Below are 17,000 nucleotides of genomic sequence, written 5' to 3'. Positions count from 1 at the left end.
CAGCCCGTTTTTTCAGCCGCAGTCCGCGGGAAAAGCGGCCGATTTCTTTTCCCGCAAACTAGCAGCTCTAGCAAAACTCATGACTCTATGATAGACCGTGGAAAGAGAATTCTTTGTCACAATATGAGTGAAAAAACCAACTAGTTTTTAGAAGTTTTGTTGAAAGCTGAAAGAAATGAAATGAAAATTGGAGAACCGCTTTAAAAATTTTATACACAAGTTATCCCAAAGATAAGAACAACTTAATCACAATAGATATCCACATATCCACAAACTCTATCTATATTTTGTATAGGAACATATATTCCCAACTATATATATACACAGGTTTATTCACTTATACACAGGGTTCTGTGTATAACTCCTTCCTTATTCACAAACAAAATCCAATAAATGGTCCAAATGACACAAGGATTTTTTTGAATTTTCAAGAAATATATACTAGATCTATAACATTTTTTCTAAACACAAAGGGGGAAATACATTGAAAAATGGGATCATTCGCTTTCTGCTTTTAAGTTTTGTTGTATTTTTTACGTTATCCACAGGTATGACAGGAGTACAGGCAGCTCCGGCTTCTTCAATAAAATCAGCTGACCTGGAAAAAGCTGAAGTATTCGGTGATATCGATATGACAACAAACAAAAAAACAACCGTTATCGTGGAATTAAAAGAAAAATCCTTGGCAGAGGCGAAGGAAATGGGAGAAAAGCAAACGAAAAGCAAGCTGAAAACCGCTCGTACCACTGCAAAAACCAAAGCCCTCAAAGCGGTGAAAAACGGAAAAGTAAATCGGGAGTATGAGCAGGTATTCTCTGGCTTTTCTATGAAGCTCCCAGCTAATGAGATTCCAAAACTTCTTGCAGTAAAAGACGTAAAGGCAGTATACCCGAACGTCACGTATAAAACAGACAATATAAAGGATAAAGACGTTACGCTCTCCAAAGACGCTGTATCTCCGCAAATGGATGACAGCGCGCCGTATATCGGAGCGAACGATGCATGGGATTTAGGCTACACAGGAAAAGGCGTCAAGGTTGCCATTATTGATACCGGAGTTGAATACAATCATCCAGATCTGAAGAAAAACTTCGGACAATATAAAGGATACGATTTTGTAGACAATGATTACGATCCAAAAGAAACACCAACGGGCGATCCGAGGGGCGGAGCAACTGACCACGGAACACACGTAGCCGGAACTGTGGCTGCAAATGGAACGATCAAAGGCGTAGCGCCTGATGCCACGCTTCTCGCTTACCGCGTGTTAGGCCCTGGCGGAAGCGGCACAACGGAAAACGTCATTGCCGGCGTGGAACGGGCTGTACAGGACGGAGCAGATGTGATGAACCTGTCTCTTGGAAACTCATTAAACAACCCGGACTGGGCGACGAGCACAGCGCTTGATTGGGCCATGTCAGAAGGCGTCGTTGCGGTTACGTCAAACGGCAACAGCGGACCGAACGGCTGGACAGTCGGATCACCTGGCACATCAAGAGAAGCGATTTCCGTCGGTGCTACCCAGCTGCCGCTCAATGAATACGCCGTCACATTCGGCAACTATTCTTCAGCAAAAGTGATGGGCTATAACAAAGAGGACGACGTCAAAGCGCTCAATAACAAAGAGGTTGAGCTTGTTGAAGCGGGAATCGGCGAAGCCAAGGATTTTGAAGGAAAAGACCTGACAGGCAAAGTCGCCGTTGTCAAACGAGGCAGCATTGCATTTGTGGATAAAGCGGATAACGCTAAAAAAGCCGGCGCCATCGGCATGGTTGTGTATAACAACCTCTCTGGGGAAATTGAAGCCAATGTGCCAGGCATGTCTGTCCCAACGATTAAGCTTTCATTAGAAGACGGCGAAAAACTCGTCAGCGCCATGAAAGCCGGCGAGTCAAAAACAACATTCAAGTTGACGGTCTCGAAAGCGCTCGGTGAACAAGTGGCTGATTTCTCATCACGCGGCCCTGTTATGGATACGTGGATGATTAAACCGGATATTTCCGCACCAGGCGTCAATATCGTCAGCACCATCCCGACACATGATCCTAACAACCCATACGGGTACGGATCAAAACAAGGAACAAGCATGGCATCACCTCATATTGCCGGAGCGGTTGCCGTTATCAAACAAGCCAAACCAAAGTGGAGCGTAGAACAGATCAAAGCCGCGATCATGAATACCGCTGTCACCTTAAAGGATGGCGACGGAGAAGTGTATCCGCATAACGCCCAAGGTGCAGGCAGCGCGAGAATCATGAACGCGATCAAAGCTGACTCACTCGTCTCACCTGGAAGCTATTCATACGGTACATTCTTGAAGGAAAACGGAAACGAAACGAAAAAAGAAACGTTTACGATTGAAAACCAATCTTCCATTAGAAAGTCATACACACTTGAATACTCATTTAACGGCAGCGGCATCTCCACATCCGGCACAAGCCGTGTTGTGATTCCGGCACATAAGACCGGAAAAGCCACTGCAAAAGTAAAGGTCAATACAAAGAAAACAAAAGCCGGCACCTATGAAGGAACGGTTATCGTCAGAGAAGGCGGAAAAACCGTCGCCAAGGTCCCTACATTGCTGATCGTTAAAGAGCCGGATTATCCGAGAGTAACATCTGTCTCCGTCAGCGAAGGGTCTGTACAAGGCACCTATCAAATTGAAACCTACCTTCCTTCAGGAGCAGAAGAGCTGGCATTCCTCGTCTATGACAGCAACCTTGATTTTGCAGGCCAAGCCGGCATTTATAAAAATCAAGATAAGGGCTATCAATACTTTGACTGGGACGGCACGATCAATGGCGGAACCAAGCTTCCTGCCGGAGAATATTACTTGCTCGCCTATGCCGCAAACAAAGGCAAATCAAGCCAGATTCTGACTGAAGAGCCTTTTACAGTTGAATAATAAGAAGCCCTGCCGATTCGGCAGGGCTTTTTAGATTAATTCGCAAATGCCTCCTGCAATAAACGATAAGAATGGAGCTTATCTTCAAAATGATGCGTAATGGTCACCGCCATGATTTCCTCTGTTCCATACGCCTTACTCAAAGATAACAACTGCTCCTTCACCTGTTCTTTCGTGCCAACAATCATTCGATTTCGATTATCAGCAATTCGTCTCTGTTCATAGGGGGAGTACGTATTTTCCCGAACAGCTTCATACGAAGGGACTCCTTCTAAAGGAATGCCCTGCTCCCCTGCCAAAAGCGTAAAATCAAGCACTGCCGCAAGCTCCTCTGCCTTCTCCTCCGTGTCAGCACAAAGAACAAAAACAGCAGCTGCCGCTCGGGGCGTGTCCCCTAACACAGACGGCTTAAATCGTCTCTTATACTGTCTGACAGTATCCTCTCCGCCCTCTCCATTGATAAAGTGGGCAAACATATAGCCAGCACCTGACTCAGCGGCGAGCAACGCGCTTTCTCCAGATGAGCCAAGCAGCCACACATCCGGCGCGGTGGAAATATGCGGCGCAGCCGTCAAATTCGGAAAACGGTGTTTGTCATCCGCCAAATCATGCAAATACATGGTCAGTTCCTTGATTTGCTGCGGATACTGATCAGCATTGCGCTTCCCGCCGTCATTCAGCGCCCATGATGCAATCGGCATTCCCCCCGGTGCCCTGCCAAGCCCTAGATCAATTCTTCCCGGTGTCAGCCCCTCCAGCACACGGAAATTCTCAGCTACTTTATAAGCACTGTAGTGCGGCAGCATGACTCCGCCTGATCCAACACGGATTCGCTTCGTTTGTGCCGCTATATGACTGATCAGCACCTCAGGGCTTGACCCTGCCAGCCGCCTTGAAAAGTGATGCTCAGAAACCCAAAATCTCTTATATCCAAAGCCCTCAGCAGCTTGCGCAAGCGCAACGGTTTGCTGCAAGGCTGTTTCTGAACTGCTGCCCTCTGATACTGGAGATTGATCTAATATACTTAATGAAATCATCCCTACCACCTCATCCTCATCGTATCACTGATCCCATATTTTTTCTCCAAAGCCGCTCACACTGCTTATCAGTGTTTCCCGATCATTTGTCATTTATTTGTGATAACATGTCTCTATTTGTCGGAATATGTTACACGTGAAACATAAAAACCCCTCCGAAGCGGAGAGGTTTGCTTTAGTTTTTATTAAAGCCTTTTTCTTTCACATAGTCATTTAAATAGGTACGCGGTTTCTGCTTCATAAAGTTCAGAATCTGATCAGACCACGTTTCTTCCCGCTTTCCGTTTGTTCTTTCTCTATAATAATCAGAAATGGTTTGGTCATACGCATTCATGGTTTCGCGGAAATCATCTGTGTTTACATTATACGTATTCTCATGATAGACAGCCTGCTTTGGCAATCTCGGTTTTTTGCCGGATAGGTTTGCAGGATGGCCTACTGCCAGACCGAAAAGCGGAAGCACATGGTCAGGCGTTTGCAACACCTCTGTCACCTTGTCCAGTTCATTCCGAATGCCGCCGATATAGCAAATGCCAAGCCCCATAGATTCAGCGGCAATGCTCATATTTTGCGCTGCCAGCGCTGCATCAATCAAGCTGACCATAAACATTTCCGTATTCTCGAGCAGCTCAGAAATATTTTCGCCTTTTTCCTCAGCCAGTTTTTGGTGGCGGTGCAAGTCCGCGCAAAATACAAAAAAGTGTCCGTTGTTCTCAACGTAAGGCTGATTTCCTGCAAGCACAGACAGCTCACGTTTTTTCTCAGGATCGGAAACCCCGATAATCGAATATGCCTGCACATAGCTGGACGTAGACGCTGCCTGCGCACTTTTCACTAAAGTATCAATTTCTTCAGCTGTCAAAAGCTGATCAGTAAAAGACCGGATCGACCGATGATTTAAAATGGTTTCGATTGTGTTATTCATCACAAGAACCTCCTTATCTGTTTTTATCATATCCGAAAAAAAGTGAACTCAAAAGCGAAATGCTCTGTAATAAAAAAGACAGCCTTTTTCAAGGCTGTCTGCACATTAAGAATTAAAGAGATAACTTCTGTATTTCGTCAGTTGCACACTTGCGTTATACACAATCCCGAAACCAATCAGCGTGGAAAGTGTTGAGCTTCCTCCGTAGCTGACAAACAGCAGCGGAATCCCGGTAACAGGCATAATGCCGATGTTCATTCCGATATTCTGGAATGTATGAATCACAATTAACGCCGTATAGCCAACGCAAAAGAAAGAAGCGAAACGGTTAAACGGATGTATTTTGTCAATCAGAACGACAAGCCTGTAGATTAAGAAGAAGAACATGATGACGACAAAGGCACAGCCTAAAAATCCAAAGGATTCACCTATTATAGAGAAAATGAAGTCAGTCGTACTTTCTGGAACATAAACCTTTAAATCAGAAATACCGTTTCCTAAAATGCCACCAGATCCTATAGCCATGATAGCTTGATCAACTTGCCACCCGCTATCATCATTCTGTGTTTCATTTGAATCAGAAACCCAAGAAGTAACCCTCTTAATTTGATATTCCTGTATTCCGACTGATTTAGCAACGTCGGGAAAGTTTATCATTACTAATAAAATTAATGAAATGAGTAAGATACCTGAACCAGCAATGATTGTTATCAGTTTCCAATTGATGCCCGACATGAAAACCATTACAAGGACGATAAACATACATATTCCCGCAGTCCCAGCATCTTGCATCAGGATAAGACCAACAGGGATAACTGCGACACCCGCAATCTTTAATAAAAGGTGAATATCATCTCTAAGTGTCCGCACTCCTTTAGGATTGGCTTTTCCGATGACTGAAGCTAGCATCATAATCAAACCAACCTTCATGAATTCTGACGGCTGTATGGTTATTCTCCCAAACCTAAACCAACTTTTTGCCCCTTTAATGACCGGTGCAATGGACTCAGGACTGATCTTAAGAATAATCAAAGATAATATACCAATGATAAAAATATATAAACTTAACTTTTCAAGCTGCTCTAAATCAAAGTACAACAGAACTGTAATCGCAACAGCTCCTAAAAGATAAAAGACAATTTGCTGTATCCAATCCGTGTTCCCATACTGCCCAAACTGACCAGCAGCATAAATTGATACTACGCTTATAATAAAAAACACACCAAATATAAAAATCAAATCCCCCTGGTAAAAGGGACTTTGCTGCTTCTTATATCGACTCATTCTATCCCGCCTTACATTTTCATCGGAAAATCACTAATGTTTATTATACATGAACCAAGTTCAAGATGACACGTGAAGCTCGCTTCCTTTTCTGTTTTTTGCGCATTTGCGGCGCTTTTTCAGCTACACGAAATATGACGTATCATAAACCGAAATGTTTCGATTGACACAAAACTTTTCAAATGAAAAAAACCCCTTTTAAATAAGGGGTTAAAAGAAATCCATAAGAAATGGAGGTTTTGACTGAAAAACATCATCAAGCCGTTTGATTTCCGATACCGGCCCATTTATCATGCCTGTTTCATAAAGGAAACGGGCATTTCTGGCGCCTAGAAAGAAAGCGGTTAAAGAAGATATGCTGCATTCTATTAGATGGTCTGATGACTCTTCTGGAATGATCTGCACTTGCTCCGAGTCGACGCGGAAAGTCTGTTGATTCCATGGGGCCCATTGATCCGTAACCTTAAAGTCAAAGGGTGCTGTCATGCGAGATTTTGGATATTCCCGAAAAAAACCTTCAACGTCAACGATGCGCGCCATACTATAAGGATATATGTCTTGTTTGACTCGGGGTTCGACAGTTAAAAAATCAAGATCTTCCTCCATCCGTACAGTCAGTTCCACTTCATTCAGCATCGAATCATGCTGGCAAATAAAATTCCACAAGCCTCTCTGTGCCTCTCTGTTCAAATAAACAAATTCCTTAACTCGCATCGTTTTATTTTTGATGTCATACACAAGATATCCACAGGGCACCCCATCTTCAGAGATATACATCGCTTTCATCCCATGGACCTTCTCTGTCCAATGCTCCTTTGAACGTTTCATCAGCCCATTATGCTTCGTTCTGTACTGATTATAGATAGCATTCACTGCATCTGTTTCATCTTTTTGAAGCCTCTTCACGTACCCAGAGACATCGCCTAGCTTTTGAAACTGTTCTTTAAGGTAGATCAGGCGTTTTTGATAGAAACAGAGCTCCCAGCCAAATTTACGGTAAAAGGAGATCAGGAACGGATGCAAAAAGCTGATGATTTGGTTTTCTTTCTTCATGACCGTTAAAGCGTTTCGAATAAGCTCCTTTACTGTACCTTTTCTTCTGTATTCAGGCCAGGTTGCCACTCCGGCAATACCGCCCATCTTCATCTCCTGTTCCTCCAACATCACAGAAAAGGGAATGATGTGAAGCTTAGAGAGGAGTTTCTCTTGTTCTTTGATTCCGATGATGTAATGGTTCTCTAAAGCTTTTACTTTCTCTTCTCGTTCCTCATCACTGAGTTCTTTCTGAAAAGCATATTCAGACATGCGGATCACTTCTCGCCAGTCTTCTTTTTCAAGCTTGACTACCTGATACATCTGCATCCCCCCTGTTTTTTTAAAAAAGCTCCGTACATTCTCCTAGCGAAATGAACTTAAAAATAAGACGATAGGTCCAGACCAATTCCACAAAAACCTGTATCAATTTTTGGAAAACATGGTATAATAATTGTAACAGAATGTTCACAAAACAACCATAAAACAGACACAACTCAGTTCCTTTATTTCATTTTTGTAAACGCTGTCACAAAATGAAAGGAGACGGGTATGATGGACATGTTTTTTGCTTATTTATTGGTTGCCAGCGCAACACCTCTCTTTATATGGCTTGATAACAAAAAAGTCGCACTCTCAGCTATTCCGCCAATCATCTTAATGTGGGTATTCTTCTTCTTTTACGCAACAGAAAGCCTTTCTCCACTCGGACACACTCTCATGATTATCTTGTTTGCCGTCAACGTCATTGTCGCTCATATCGCCGCATTTATTATTTACGGTCTTCCGTATCTTCGCAGAAAGCGAAGCAGCTGAGGACAGCAAAAAACCCTCTTCTAACGAAGAGGGTTTTTGTATTATTCGTTGTGGCCTGAATGCTCTGAGTGTTCAGCGCCTCCAGGAGGATTTCCGTCCATATGGTCACCATGGTGATAGTGAGCCGCGAAAATCCAGATGGAACCAAGTACGATAACGATCGCACCGAAGAATCCGAACAGCGTGTTTCCGACTTGGATCCCACCGTTTTCGCTCTCTGTCATGTGCATGAACATGAGAAGCTGCAGCGCCGCTTGGATGAAGGCGAAGCCGAAAATGATCCAAAGTTTTGCTGATGAGCTCAGGTCAGTATACACCGCAACCCATAGAGCCAGCAGGGTCAAAACGATAGACAGTGCAAAGCCTACAATGTGCTTCCATGGAAAGTGACTGTGTTCAGCAGATTTGTTTGCCATTTTACAGACCCCCCAATCCCATGAGATAGACACCTGTAAAGATGAAAATCCATACAACATCTAAGAAGTGCCAGTACAAGCTTGAGATAAAGATTTTAGATGAAGTTTGCGGAGTTAGGCCGCGTTTCTTCAACTGAATCAGAATTCCTGTGATCCAGAAAATACCGATTGTTACGTGAGTTCCGTGAGTTCCAAGTAAAACAAAGAATCCAGACCAGAACGCACTTGTACCGAGAGAAGCTCCTTCATGTACATAGTGGACAAACTCTGTAATCTCAAAACCGACAAAGCCAGCGCCGAGAAGAAGAGTGATAATTGTCCAAATGACTACGCCTTTTAAACTTCCACGGCGCATTTCATGAACAGCGATCCCGCAGGTAAAGCTGCTGATAAGCAGCAAGAACGTCATAATCATTACCAGATTCACTTCAAACAGTTCGTCCGGTAAGACACCTCCTGCTGTTCTGTTTTTAAGAACGAAGAAGGTTGCAAATAGTGTTGAGAACAACACAATTTCTGCCCCTAAAAAGATCCAAAACCCGAGAATATTAAGTCTGCCGGTTTCAGATTGATATTCCATAGGCGCGTTAGAATTGCCGTGTTCTGCATGTTCCATAACTCACGCCTCCTTATTCGGAAATCTTTCTTTCCGTCTCTTTTATTTCATCAACACTAATGTAGTAGCCGTTGTCGTATTCGAATGAACGCAGAACCATGCAGAGCAGGACTCCGATCAATCCAACTACGCCCATCCAGTACCATTCAAAGACAAGTCCAAAGCCGGCGATACCGAAGGCAACAGACATAAAGAACGGTCTGCCTGAGTTGCTTGGCATATGGATTTTCTTGAATTTGTTTTCAGGGTATAACTCGGTTTTTTCTTCTTTCATATGATGGAATGCATCTTTAGATTTGACTTCAGGAAGCACCGCAAAGTTGTAATGCGGCGGAATCGCAGATGAAGTCGCCCAATCAAGGCTGCGTCCCACACCCCATGAATCTCCGCTGATTTCACGAGTAGAGTAGCGGAAGCTGTAGTAGATGTTATAGCAAAGGATTAAGAATCCTACACCCATCATGAAAGCTCCGACAGTTGAAATAAAGTTCAATGTTGTCCAGCCGTCATTCGGTCCGTATGTGTAAATACGGCGAGGCATGCCTTGAAGCCCCAAGAAATATTGCGGGAAGAAACAAATATTGAACCCGATCATAAAGATCCAGAAGAACCATTTTCCGATTCTTTCGTTCAGCTTGTGGCCGAACATTTTTGGATACCAGAAAATAAATCCGGCGAAACAAGCAAATACAGTACCTGCGATCAGCACATAGTGGAAGTGAGATACAAGGAAGTACGTATTATGGTATTGATAATCCGCTGCTGCCATCGCAAGCATAACCCCTGTAACCCCGCCGATTACGAAGTTAGGAATGAACGCAAGCGCCCACAGCATAGGCGTTGTAAAACTGATTCGGCCTTTATACATGGTAAAGAGCCAGTTAAAGATTTTAACCCCGGTCGGAATCGAGATAGCCATTGTCGTAATTGAGAAGAAAGAGTTAACGGACGCACTGTTCCCCATTGTGAAGAAGTGGTGGGTCCAAACTAGGAAACTCAATACGGAGATGGCGATAATAGAACCAACCATCGCTGTGTAACCAAACAATTGTTTTCTTGCAAAGCTTGAGATAATCTCAGAGAAAATACCGAATGCCGGAAGAATAACGATATATACTTCAGGATGTCCCCAAATCCAGAACAAGTTCGCCCAAAGCATCGGCATACCGCCTGCTTCCAATGTGAAAAAGTGAGCACCGAACAAACGATCAAATGATAAAAGTGCTAAAGCTACTGTAAGTACAGGGAACGCAAACACGATAATAACCATTGTGATCAGTGTTGTCCATGTGAACATTGGCATACGCATTAATGTCATGCCTTTTGTTCTCATTTTTAAGATTGTTACCATAAAGTTGATCCCTGTCATCAGGGTACCGATACCGGCAATCTGAAGTCCGAGGAGGTAGTAGTTCTCACCCGGCCCAGGGCTCATATCGTTACTTGCAAGCGGCATATAACTTGTCCAGCCTGCGTTCGGAGAACCTCCGATAACGAAAGAAATATTGAAAAGCATCGCCCCTACGAAGAACGTCCAGAAGCTCAGGTTGTTCAAGTAAGGGAACGCAACGTCGCGAGCACCGATTTGAAGAGGTACAACAACGTTGATAAGACCGATTAGGAACGGCATCGCCATGAAGATGATCATGATTGTACCGTGAGTTGTAAAAATTTCATTATAGTGGTTTGAGTCTAAAAAACTGTTATTCGGAAGCGCTAGCTGGGCACGCATCATCAGACCGTCGACACCGCCGCGGAATAACATTATTACAGCAGATATAATGTACATGATTCCGAGTTTTTTATGGTCAACAGTAGTTATCCATTCAGACCACAGCCATTTCCACTTTTTGAAGTAAGTCAGTACAAAAATAATGGCAATGGTTGAAAGCGCAATGGAAACTTGTGCGCCCAGAATTAATGGGTCACCAGTTACGAAAAATTCGTCCCATTTGAATTTCATGCAGGCTTCCTCCTTTCCTGATCAATATCATTCTTCTGTATCATCAGACTTTTTAAATTCATTTTCTTTTACGTTTTCAAACGGATCTGTTTTAGAGTGCGGTGAAACGGCTTGGTAGCCAAGGCGTTTGCGGGCCTCCATCGCGTATTCTGCGTCTTGTCCGTGATCAACGTATTTTAAGTGAGTAGAAGAGAACGTTAATTCGTCCACATTTTCAGGAAGCATTAATTGATCATACTTCTCTTTTGTCAGCTTAGGAGCCTCGTTTTGAGTCTTTTTCACCCAGCTGTTAAAGTCTTTTTCTGTTACTGCATTCACATCAAACTCTTGGTCTGCAAAATGTTCACCAGTGAAGTTCGCGTTGCGGCCTTCATAAGTTCCCACTTCATCAGCCTGTAAGTATTGATCCATCAGCATTCCTGCCATCGCATATTTTTGTCCTCCAAGCTGAGGAATCCAAAGCGAAGCCATTGAATCTGCAGATGAAATTTTGAACAAGATCGGGCGGTCGACAGGAATGTTTAAGTAGTTGACCGTTTCAATATCCTGTTCAGGGTAGCTGAATACCCATTTCCAGTCTACCGAAGTAGCATAAACAACAAGAGGTTCTTTGTCCTTTGTTGCTTCAGGAGCTTTTTCTAACGAATATATCGTCTGTACGGTTGGCACAGAAAGTGCAATGACGATTAAAATTGGGATCACTGTCCAGACTACTTCTAAAAACGTGTTACCGTGAATTTTTGGGTTATAAGATCCATTATCTTTGCCTTTACGGTCGCGGTATTTTACTAAAATAATGGTAAATAGAACAAAGACAACCCCGACGATAAACAGCATAAATCCGATAGATAACAGGATTAAATCACTTTGCTGTTCAGCTACCGGCCCTTTTGGATCTAGTACCGAAGCATTGCTGCATCCCCCAAGGACGAAAACCACAGTTAACAGCGCTAATACAAGCAACGGTTTTAATGCTCTGAACAAGAAGATCACCATCCTTCCTATTGATGTAATAAATCTGAAGTGCATACTTCCTCAAAATCTTTTCTCTACTTTGTTATGCTATCAAAAAGTTCACTTATTAGCTTTATTTTTTTATAAACTTCATCCCATTTTCGCTTAAATGTCATAAAATCGACAAAAATTGCTCCAACTTTATTCACATCTATCGCTTAAGATGAAAAGTTTCTAGTTATTTCCGCATATAAGTAAAGAAAGATGATGAAGAACTAATTCTGACAAATAAAGGTTTACCACAATAAAAAACTTAGGTCAATCAAAAATTTCATTTTGTTAAACTTTCTAGAAAGGAATTAATTTTTCCTTGTCTAGCATCTTTTCACGCGATTACCATTTTAACGCAACCAATTTTGAATGAAAAGGCTTAATAAAGCGGCGATATGCTCTGAACTGTTCCCATTTTTTAAGAGAGCATCCAATTGTTTATCCTATACAAAAAAGAGGAATGATATAAGCAAATAAATATAAAATAGGATGTGTTGCATAATGAGTTTTATTATTTCCCTTATCGTCGCCATTATTATCGGATGGCTTGGCAGCCTGTTTGTTAAAGGAGATATGCCTGGCGGAATTATTGGGTCTATGATCGCGGGTCTTATCGGTGCGTGGATCGGGCACGGGCTGCTGGGAACATGGGGCCCGAACCTAGCGGGATTTGCCATTATTCCAGCGGTGATCGGCGCAGCCATTGTTGTATTTCTAGTAAGCCTGTTAGCCAGAAAAAGAGGATAAAAGCAACAGTGCCCAAAGCATCAGCGCTTTGGGCATTTGTTTTGCGAAGGATAACGAAAAAGCCTCAACCCTAGCGGTTGAGGCTTTTTACTGGTTTGACGCCTAAATGGTCGATAAATCTTCTGAAGGCCTGTTTTCCTTCCGTTGTCTGTTTAAATACACCAGCGTGTTCAAGAATGCGCGCGAATACATGTCCTAGCTCTTCCTTTATGACTAGATCCGCATTCTCTTTTGTTATCGTTCTTTTTTCCATCATCCGAAGAGCCCACTCCTGATGCTTTGCTGTGAGCGGATTTTGTTCTAAAGCTGTTTTCGGATCAGCAGAGCATAGCGCCGCTGCCATTTCTTTCATTTCTTTCTGTAAACGGCCCGGCAATATCGCCAATCCCATGACCTCAATCAGGCCGATATTTTCTTTTTTAATATGGTGAACTTCCTGATGAGGATGAAATATTCCTAATGGATGCTCCTCATCCGTCCGATTGTTTCTCAGCACGATATCGAGTTCATACAAGTCTCCCCTTCGCCGCGCAATCGGCGTAACCGTATTATGGGGAGTATCACCTGTATAGGCGGCTATGCCGGCTTTTTCATCGGAATACGTTTGCCATGTGCGGAATATATGGTCAGCAGCTTCGGCAACATGGTCCGGTTTGTCTCCTTGGAGCCTGAGCACGGACATCGGCCACTTCACCAAGCCCAGCGACACGCCGGGATAACCATTTAAATCATAAACATCTTCCGCTTCTGCACGTGCCATCGGAAAATCGTGCGCCCCGCCTTGAAAATGATCATGGCTTAGGATGCTGCCGCCGACAATTGGCAGATCCGCGTTTGAACCGATAAAATAATGCGGATATTGCCCGAGAAATGACAGCAGCCTTTCAAATGTTTTTCTGCTGATCTCCATCGGTTCATGCTCACCCTTTAAAACGATGCAATGCTCTGGATAATAGACGTATGGCGAGAACTGCAAGTACCATTGTTCGTCTTTAAGGATGACCGGGATGATTCTGTGATTTTGGCGTGCCGGGTGATTCACGCTTCCCTCAAACCCGACATTTTCTTTACACAGCAAACACATCGGGTAATTTGTCTGCGCCTGCTCTTTTGCAGCTGCAATCGCTTTTGGGTCCTTTTCGGGCTTTGATAGATTAATGGTCATTTCCAGCTCGCCATATTCGGTCGGCACCGTCCAATGAACATTTTTTGCGATCCTGTCTGACCGGATATAATAGACATCCTCTGAATATTGATAGAATTCCTTTGTTGCCTGTTTTGGGCCGTATAAGGCTTTTGTCTCTTCAAACTTGCGAATGACCTCAGACGGAGCAGGTACGAAACATCCCATCAGCTTTGCGCTGAGCAAGTCGCGGTATGTGTCTGTATCCGCTTCCATTCGCCCGTTTTCCACAGCCCATTTGTAAATGGGAGAAAGCAAGTCCGGCAGGCTTTGGGCCTGCTTAGTGCAAGTGTGGGAGTCCGGCTCGGGATGTTTGATGTCCAACGCTTCATAAAGGCGGTTTCTCGTATATTCCCGATCCCAGATCGAAATCAGTTTTCGTTCAAGGCCATACTCCAGCAGATGTTCCAGATGTTCAACAATACTCATGTGTCACTCCCCCTTTAGCTCTCTCGCTCCCTCTCCGATATCAGCGACATAAAAATCCGCTTTGAGCCCTGTTTTTTCTTGATATCTATCTCCAACCTTTTGGATAAAATCATCAACAAACGCATCTTTTACAATGCTGATCGTGCAGCCGCCGAAGCCCGCTCCCGTCATTCTTGAACCAATCACACCTTCGTGGTCCCACGCTGCAAACACAAGCTCATCAAGTTCTGGGCATGTCACTTCATAATCATCCTTCAGTGAAAGATGGGATTCCTTCATTAACCGCCCGATTTCATCTATATTGTTTTCCTTGAACATATCGGCCGTCTTGATAGCACGGTGATTTTCGTATACAGCGTGCTTTGCCCGGCGTCTGTTCGTTTCATTTTTGACCAGGCTGGAGTGCGCGTCGAAATCAGAGGGCTTGATATCGCCCAGCGAGGCAATACCGAGTGCTTTTTGCAGATCTAGCAATGCGTCATTGCACTCTTGGCGTCTTGTATTATAGCTCGAATCTGCTAATGCCCTTTTTTTGTTCGTATTCGCGATGACCAGCGCGAGTCCTGAGACATCGAGTTTGCTATATTCATAGTCCAGCGTGTCGCAGTTCAGCAGCATCGCATGATGTTTTTTCCCCATTCCGATTGCAAATTGGTCCATAATCCCGCAATTGACACCGATAAATGTGTTTTCTGCATGCTGCGCCATTTTTACAAGCTCAAGCGCATCCACTTCAGGATGAAAATATCTTTGGAGCACGACTCCCATCAGCAATTCAATAGAAGCAGAGGACGACAGCCCCGCCCCGTTTGGAATATTCCCTGAAAATATAATGTCAAAGCCATGGGGAACTGAATAGCCCCTTTGCTGAAATTCATAAATGACGCCTTTCGGATAGTTCGCCCAGTCGTCTTCCTTTTGATAGCAAATGTCGTCGAGGCTGCATTCCTTGATGCCTGCGTCTTTAAAGTTATCTGAATACATCCGGACAAGCCCGTCGTTTCTTTCTGCAACAGCAGCATATGTACCCATTGTCAGCGCGCACGGAAACACATGCCCGCCGTTATAGTCTGTATGCTCCCCAATCAGATTCACTCTTCCAGGTGCGAAAAAAAACCGTAACCCCTCTTTTTCTCCGAATACACTTGCAAATATCCCCTTTAGCTCTTCCCGCATGTGCAATCACCTTTCATGGTTTTTATTTTTTTACTTCCCCTTATTTCCTCAGCGAAAACGATAGATCATATGCTGCTGTTCCCTGTCATACCCCTTCTTCTTTTGTCTTTTTAAAGACAAGCCATTTGCTTGCGGCATAGTTGACGACAACAATGACCGCGTTGTCTAGTATTTTGGCCAATGTTTCATTTGTATTGAACTGGCCGACAAGAATGATCATCATGCCTAAATCTATGCCAAGAGACAGGACCCGAACGCTGAAGAAGGCTGTGATCTCTTTCATCAGGCTTTGCAGGTCATGTGTTTTTTGCTGAAATACATATAATTTATTTGTTATGTAAGCAAACAGCACGGACAAAATCCAAGCGGCGACAGTAGCGGCTTTGTAATCCATATTTATGATCTCTACCAATATATAAAAGCTGGCGATGTTCACAATGGTTGTGAAAACCCCCATAATGATATACATAATCATTTCTCTATACTTCACTGATGTTCCTCGCTTTCTGAAAAACTTTTCAAAATTCTTGGCCTCACATGCTCTCTTTCTGGAGTAATGAAAACCGATAGTGCGTCTAAAAAGCTGCGGAATGTGGCAGGCTTGTCCAATACATACGATTGTTTGATGATTCCGTCGAGCACTGCACATATTATTTTAGCCGTATATTCCGGATCAATACAGGCGTCAATGAGCTTTCTCTCCTTCAGCCACTTAATATATAATGCATTTTCTTCCACCCACAATTCGTACAGCCGAACATAGGCCTTGCATTTCTGAAGGACTTTATACGTCGGCATATTCATGGCAAATGAGGTAATCTCCCACGACGGCTTATTTATGTAATAGGAATAAAGCAGCTCTGCGGCATGTTTTGAAGCCTCGTCCAATGTCAGCGGTTTCACTGAGATTTGCTCCATTTGATCAAGATACCCTACGATGATCGCTTTTTTCATCTGGCGTTTTTCGAGAAGATGCTGCAGAAAATCCTCCTTGCTGACAAAATGAACATAAAACGCTCCTTTGCTGTATCCGGCCGCTCTGCTGATGTCCTCTACAGAAACCGGATCATACGCTCGGTCAATCAACAAATTCAAGCCAGCGTCTATAAAACTTTCAAATGTTGCTTCTCTTTTCATTTGAAATTTGTTTTTTTTCATATTTTTCTCCAGGCGATATGATTACCCTTATCTTACAACGGATCAATCTTTAGCGGTATTTATTTCTTTGAAAGCTTGTGCTATTCGGTTACCCCGGGGTCATTTTTAATAGGCTGAATGATTTATTTTCATTTGCATACTATCCAGTCAGTATTTAATTGTTTATTATTATAAATAAGATTCATTGGTTATATTAGTCATTTTTTTAGGGAATAGGTAGGTGGTTTTTCCTTCAGTTTGTGAACACCGAGCAACTATGTGTGAAATTTGTTGTACTCGCCTCATCATCGCGCCGGCTCGCCTTATGG

At 43.4% G+C, this 17,000-nt stretch carries 15 protein-coding genes; 3 read left to right on the top strand and 12 right to left on the bottom strand.

Annotation, left to right across the window (positions count from 1 at the left end):
- The first annotated feature begins 484 nt into the window (after positions 1–484).
- The gene (vpr, locus tag AC4CV5_RS01720) at positions 485–2,905 is read left to right on the top strand and encodes a serine protease Vpr (protein ID WP_326222318.1); all 2,421 of its coding nucleotides are present in this window, start codon (positions 485–487) and stop codon (positions 2,903–2,905) included.
- A gap of 35 nt (positions 2,906–2,940) precedes the next feature.
- Here vpr and AC4CV5_RS01715 read toward each other — a convergent pair whose 3' ends face one another.
- From AC4CV5_RS01715 to AC4CV5_RS01700, 4 genes are all read right to left on the bottom strand, one after another.
- Positions 2,941–3,942: an LLM class flavin-dependent oxidoreductase gene (locus AC4CV5_RS01715; RefSeq protein ID WP_248602298.1), complete on the bottom strand. Its 1,002-nt coding sequence runs from the start codon at positions 3,940–3,942 to the stop codon at positions 2,941–2,943.
- Between the two features lie 175 nt (positions 3,943–4,117).
- Positions 4,118–4,867, bottom strand: a complete 750-nt coding sequence (gene nfsA, locus AC4CV5_RS01710; protein WP_166846907.1) for an oxygen-insensitive NADPH nitroreductase — start codon at positions 4,865–4,867, stop codon at positions 4,118–4,120.
- Between the two features lie 105 nt (positions 4,868–4,972).
- A complete protein-coding gene (rodA, locus tag AC4CV5_RS01705; RefSeq protein ID WP_166846904.1) occupies positions 4,973–6,151 on the bottom strand; it encodes a cell shape-determining peptidoglycan glycosyltransferase RodA in 1,179 nt (392 codons plus the stop codon).
- Between the two features lie 210 nt (positions 6,152–6,361).
- The gene (locus AC4CV5_RS01700) at positions 6,362–7,507 is read right to left on the bottom strand and encodes a GNAT family N-acetyltransferase (protein WP_072183249.1); all 1,146 of its coding nucleotides are present in this window, start codon (positions 7,505–7,507) and stop codon (positions 6,362–6,364) included.
- Positions 7,508–7,735: 228 nt separating this feature from the next.
- On the opposite strand from AC4CV5_RS01700, the gene ywcE reads away from it, so the two are divergent.
- Positions 7,736–7,999, top strand: a complete 264-nt coding sequence (gene ywcE, locus AC4CV5_RS01695; protein ID WP_003227411.1) for a spore morphogenesis/germination protein YwcE — start codon at positions 7,736–7,738, stop codon at positions 7,997–7,999.
- Between the two features lie 41 nt (positions 8,000–8,040).
- Here the strand turns inward: ywcE and qoxD are convergent, their stop codons facing one another.
- The 4 genes from qoxD to qoxA are packed head-to-tail and all read right to left on the bottom strand — an operon-like array spanning position 8,041 to position 11,987.
- Positions 8,041–8,415 carry a cytochrome aa3 quinol oxidase subunit IV gene (qoxD, locus tag AC4CV5_RS01690; RefSeq protein WP_003222169.1) on the bottom strand — a complete coding sequence of 125 codons (375 nt, stop codon included), beginning with the start codon at positions 8,413–8,415 and terminating at the stop codon, positions 8,041–8,043.
- Between the two features lies 1 nt (position 8,416).
- Positions 8,417–9,031, bottom strand: coding sequence for a cytochrome aa3 quinol oxidase subunit III (gene qoxC / locus AC4CV5_RS01685; protein ID WP_166846902.1), 615 nt, complete (start codon positions 9,029–9,031; stop codon positions 8,417–8,419).
- A gap of 13 nt (positions 9,032–9,044) precedes the next feature.
- Entirely contained in the window at positions 9,045–10,994 is a 1,950-nt protein-coding gene (gene qoxB, locus AC4CV5_RS01680) for a cytochrome aa3 quinol oxidase subunit I (protein WP_326222320.1), read from the bottom strand.
- A 27-nt stretch (positions 10,995–11,021) separates the two neighbouring features.
- Positions 11,022–11,987: a cytochrome aa3 quinol oxidase subunit II gene (gene qoxA / locus AC4CV5_RS01675; protein ID WP_079287695.1), complete on the bottom strand. Its 966-nt coding sequence runs from the start codon at positions 11,985–11,987 to the stop codon at positions 11,022–11,024.
- 513 nt (positions 11,988–12,500) lie between these two features.
- On the opposite strand from qoxA, the gene AC4CV5_RS01670 reads away from it, so the two are divergent.
- Positions 12,501–12,746, top strand: coding sequence for a GlsB/YeaQ/YmgE family stress response membrane protein (locus AC4CV5_RS01670; RefSeq protein WP_003222176.1), 246 nt, complete (start codon positions 12,501–12,503; stop codon positions 12,744–12,746).
- 70 nt (positions 12,747–12,816) lie between these two features.
- On the opposite strand, the gene galT is transcribed toward AC4CV5_RS01670, so the two are convergent.
- The 4 genes from galT to AC4CV5_RS01650 form a co-directional block, all read right to left on the bottom strand.
- Complete coding sequence (gene galT / locus AC4CV5_RS01665; RefSeq protein WP_490921997.1) at positions 12,817–14,358, bottom strand: UDP-glucose--hexose-1-phosphate uridylyltransferase; 1,542 nt, start codon at positions 14,356–14,358, stop codon at positions 12,817–12,819.
- A gap of 3 nt (positions 14,359–14,361) precedes the next feature.
- Positions 14,362–15,534 carry a galactokinase gene (locus AC4CV5_RS01660; RefSeq protein WP_490921996.1) on the bottom strand — a complete coding sequence of 391 codons (1,173 nt, stop codon included), beginning with the start codon at positions 15,532–15,534 and terminating at the stop codon, positions 14,362–14,364.
- 85 nt (positions 15,535–15,619) lie between these two features.
- Positions 15,620–16,003, bottom strand: coding sequence for a GtrA family protein (locus AC4CV5_RS01655; protein WP_166854570.1), 384 nt, complete (start codon positions 16,001–16,003; stop codon positions 15,620–15,622).
- Positions 16,004–16,020: 17 nt separating this feature from the next.
- Positions 16,021–16,692 carry a TetR/AcrR family transcriptional regulator gene (locus tag AC4CV5_RS01650; protein ID WP_166846893.1) on the bottom strand — a complete coding sequence of 224 codons (672 nt, stop codon included), beginning with the start codon at positions 16,690–16,692 and terminating at the stop codon, positions 16,021–16,023.
- Between the last annotated feature and the right edge of the window lie 308 nt (positions 16,693–17,000).

Source organism: Bacillus sp. NS1, from assembly GCF_058248265.1.
Note: the sequence above shows the minus strand (reverse complement) of the source record. Positions and strands in the feature narration are given on the sequence as shown.

Coding starts and splice junctions, on each gene's coding strand:
- AC4CV5_RS01660 (WP_490921996.1), bottom strand. CDS start 15,534: ATGCGGGAAGAGCTAAAGGGGATATTTGCAAGTGTATTCGGAGAAAAA.
- qoxB (WP_326222320.1), bottom strand. CDS start 10,994: ATGAAATTCAAATGGGACGAATTTTTCGTAACTGGTGACCCATTAATT.
- AC4CV5_RS01670 (WP_003222176.1), top strand. CDS start 12,501: ATGAGTTTTATTATTTCCCTTATCGTCGCCATTATTATCGGATGGCTT.
- AC4CV5_RS01655 (WP_166854570.1), bottom strand. CDS start 16,003: ATGTATATCATTATGGGGGTTTTCACAACCATTGTGAACATCGCCAGC.
- qoxD (WP_003222169.1), bottom strand. CDS start 8,415: ATGGCAAACAAATCTGCTGAACACAGTCACTTTCCATGGAAGCACATT.
- nfsA (WP_166846907.1), bottom strand. CDS start 4,867: ATGAATAACACAATCGAAACCATTTTAAATCATCGGTCGATCCGGTCT.
- rodA (WP_166846904.1), bottom strand. CDS start 6,151: ATGAGTCGATATAAGAAGCAGCAAAGTCCCTTTTACCAGGGGGATTTG.
- AC4CV5_RS01700 (WP_072183249.1), bottom strand. CDS start 7,507: ATGTATCAGGTAGTCAAGCTTGAAAAAGAAGACTGGCGAGAAGTGATC.
- AC4CV5_RS01715 (WP_248602298.1), bottom strand. CDS start 3,942: ATGATTTCATTAAGTATATTAGATCAATCTCCAGTATCAGAGGGCAGC.
- AC4CV5_RS01650 (WP_166846893.1), bottom strand. CDS start 16,692: ATGAAAAAAAACAAATTTCAAATGAAAAGAGAAGCAACATTTGAAAGT.
- galT (WP_490921997.1), bottom strand. CDS start 14,358: ATGAGTATTGTTGAACATCTGGAACATCTGCTGGAGTATGGCCTTGAA.
- ywcE (WP_003227411.1), top strand. CDS start 7,736: ATGATGGACATGTTTTTTGCTTATTTATTGGTTGCCAGCGCAACACCT.
- qoxC (WP_166846902.1), bottom strand. CDS start 9,031: ATGGAACATGCAGAACACGGCAATTCTAACGCGCCTATGGAATATCAA.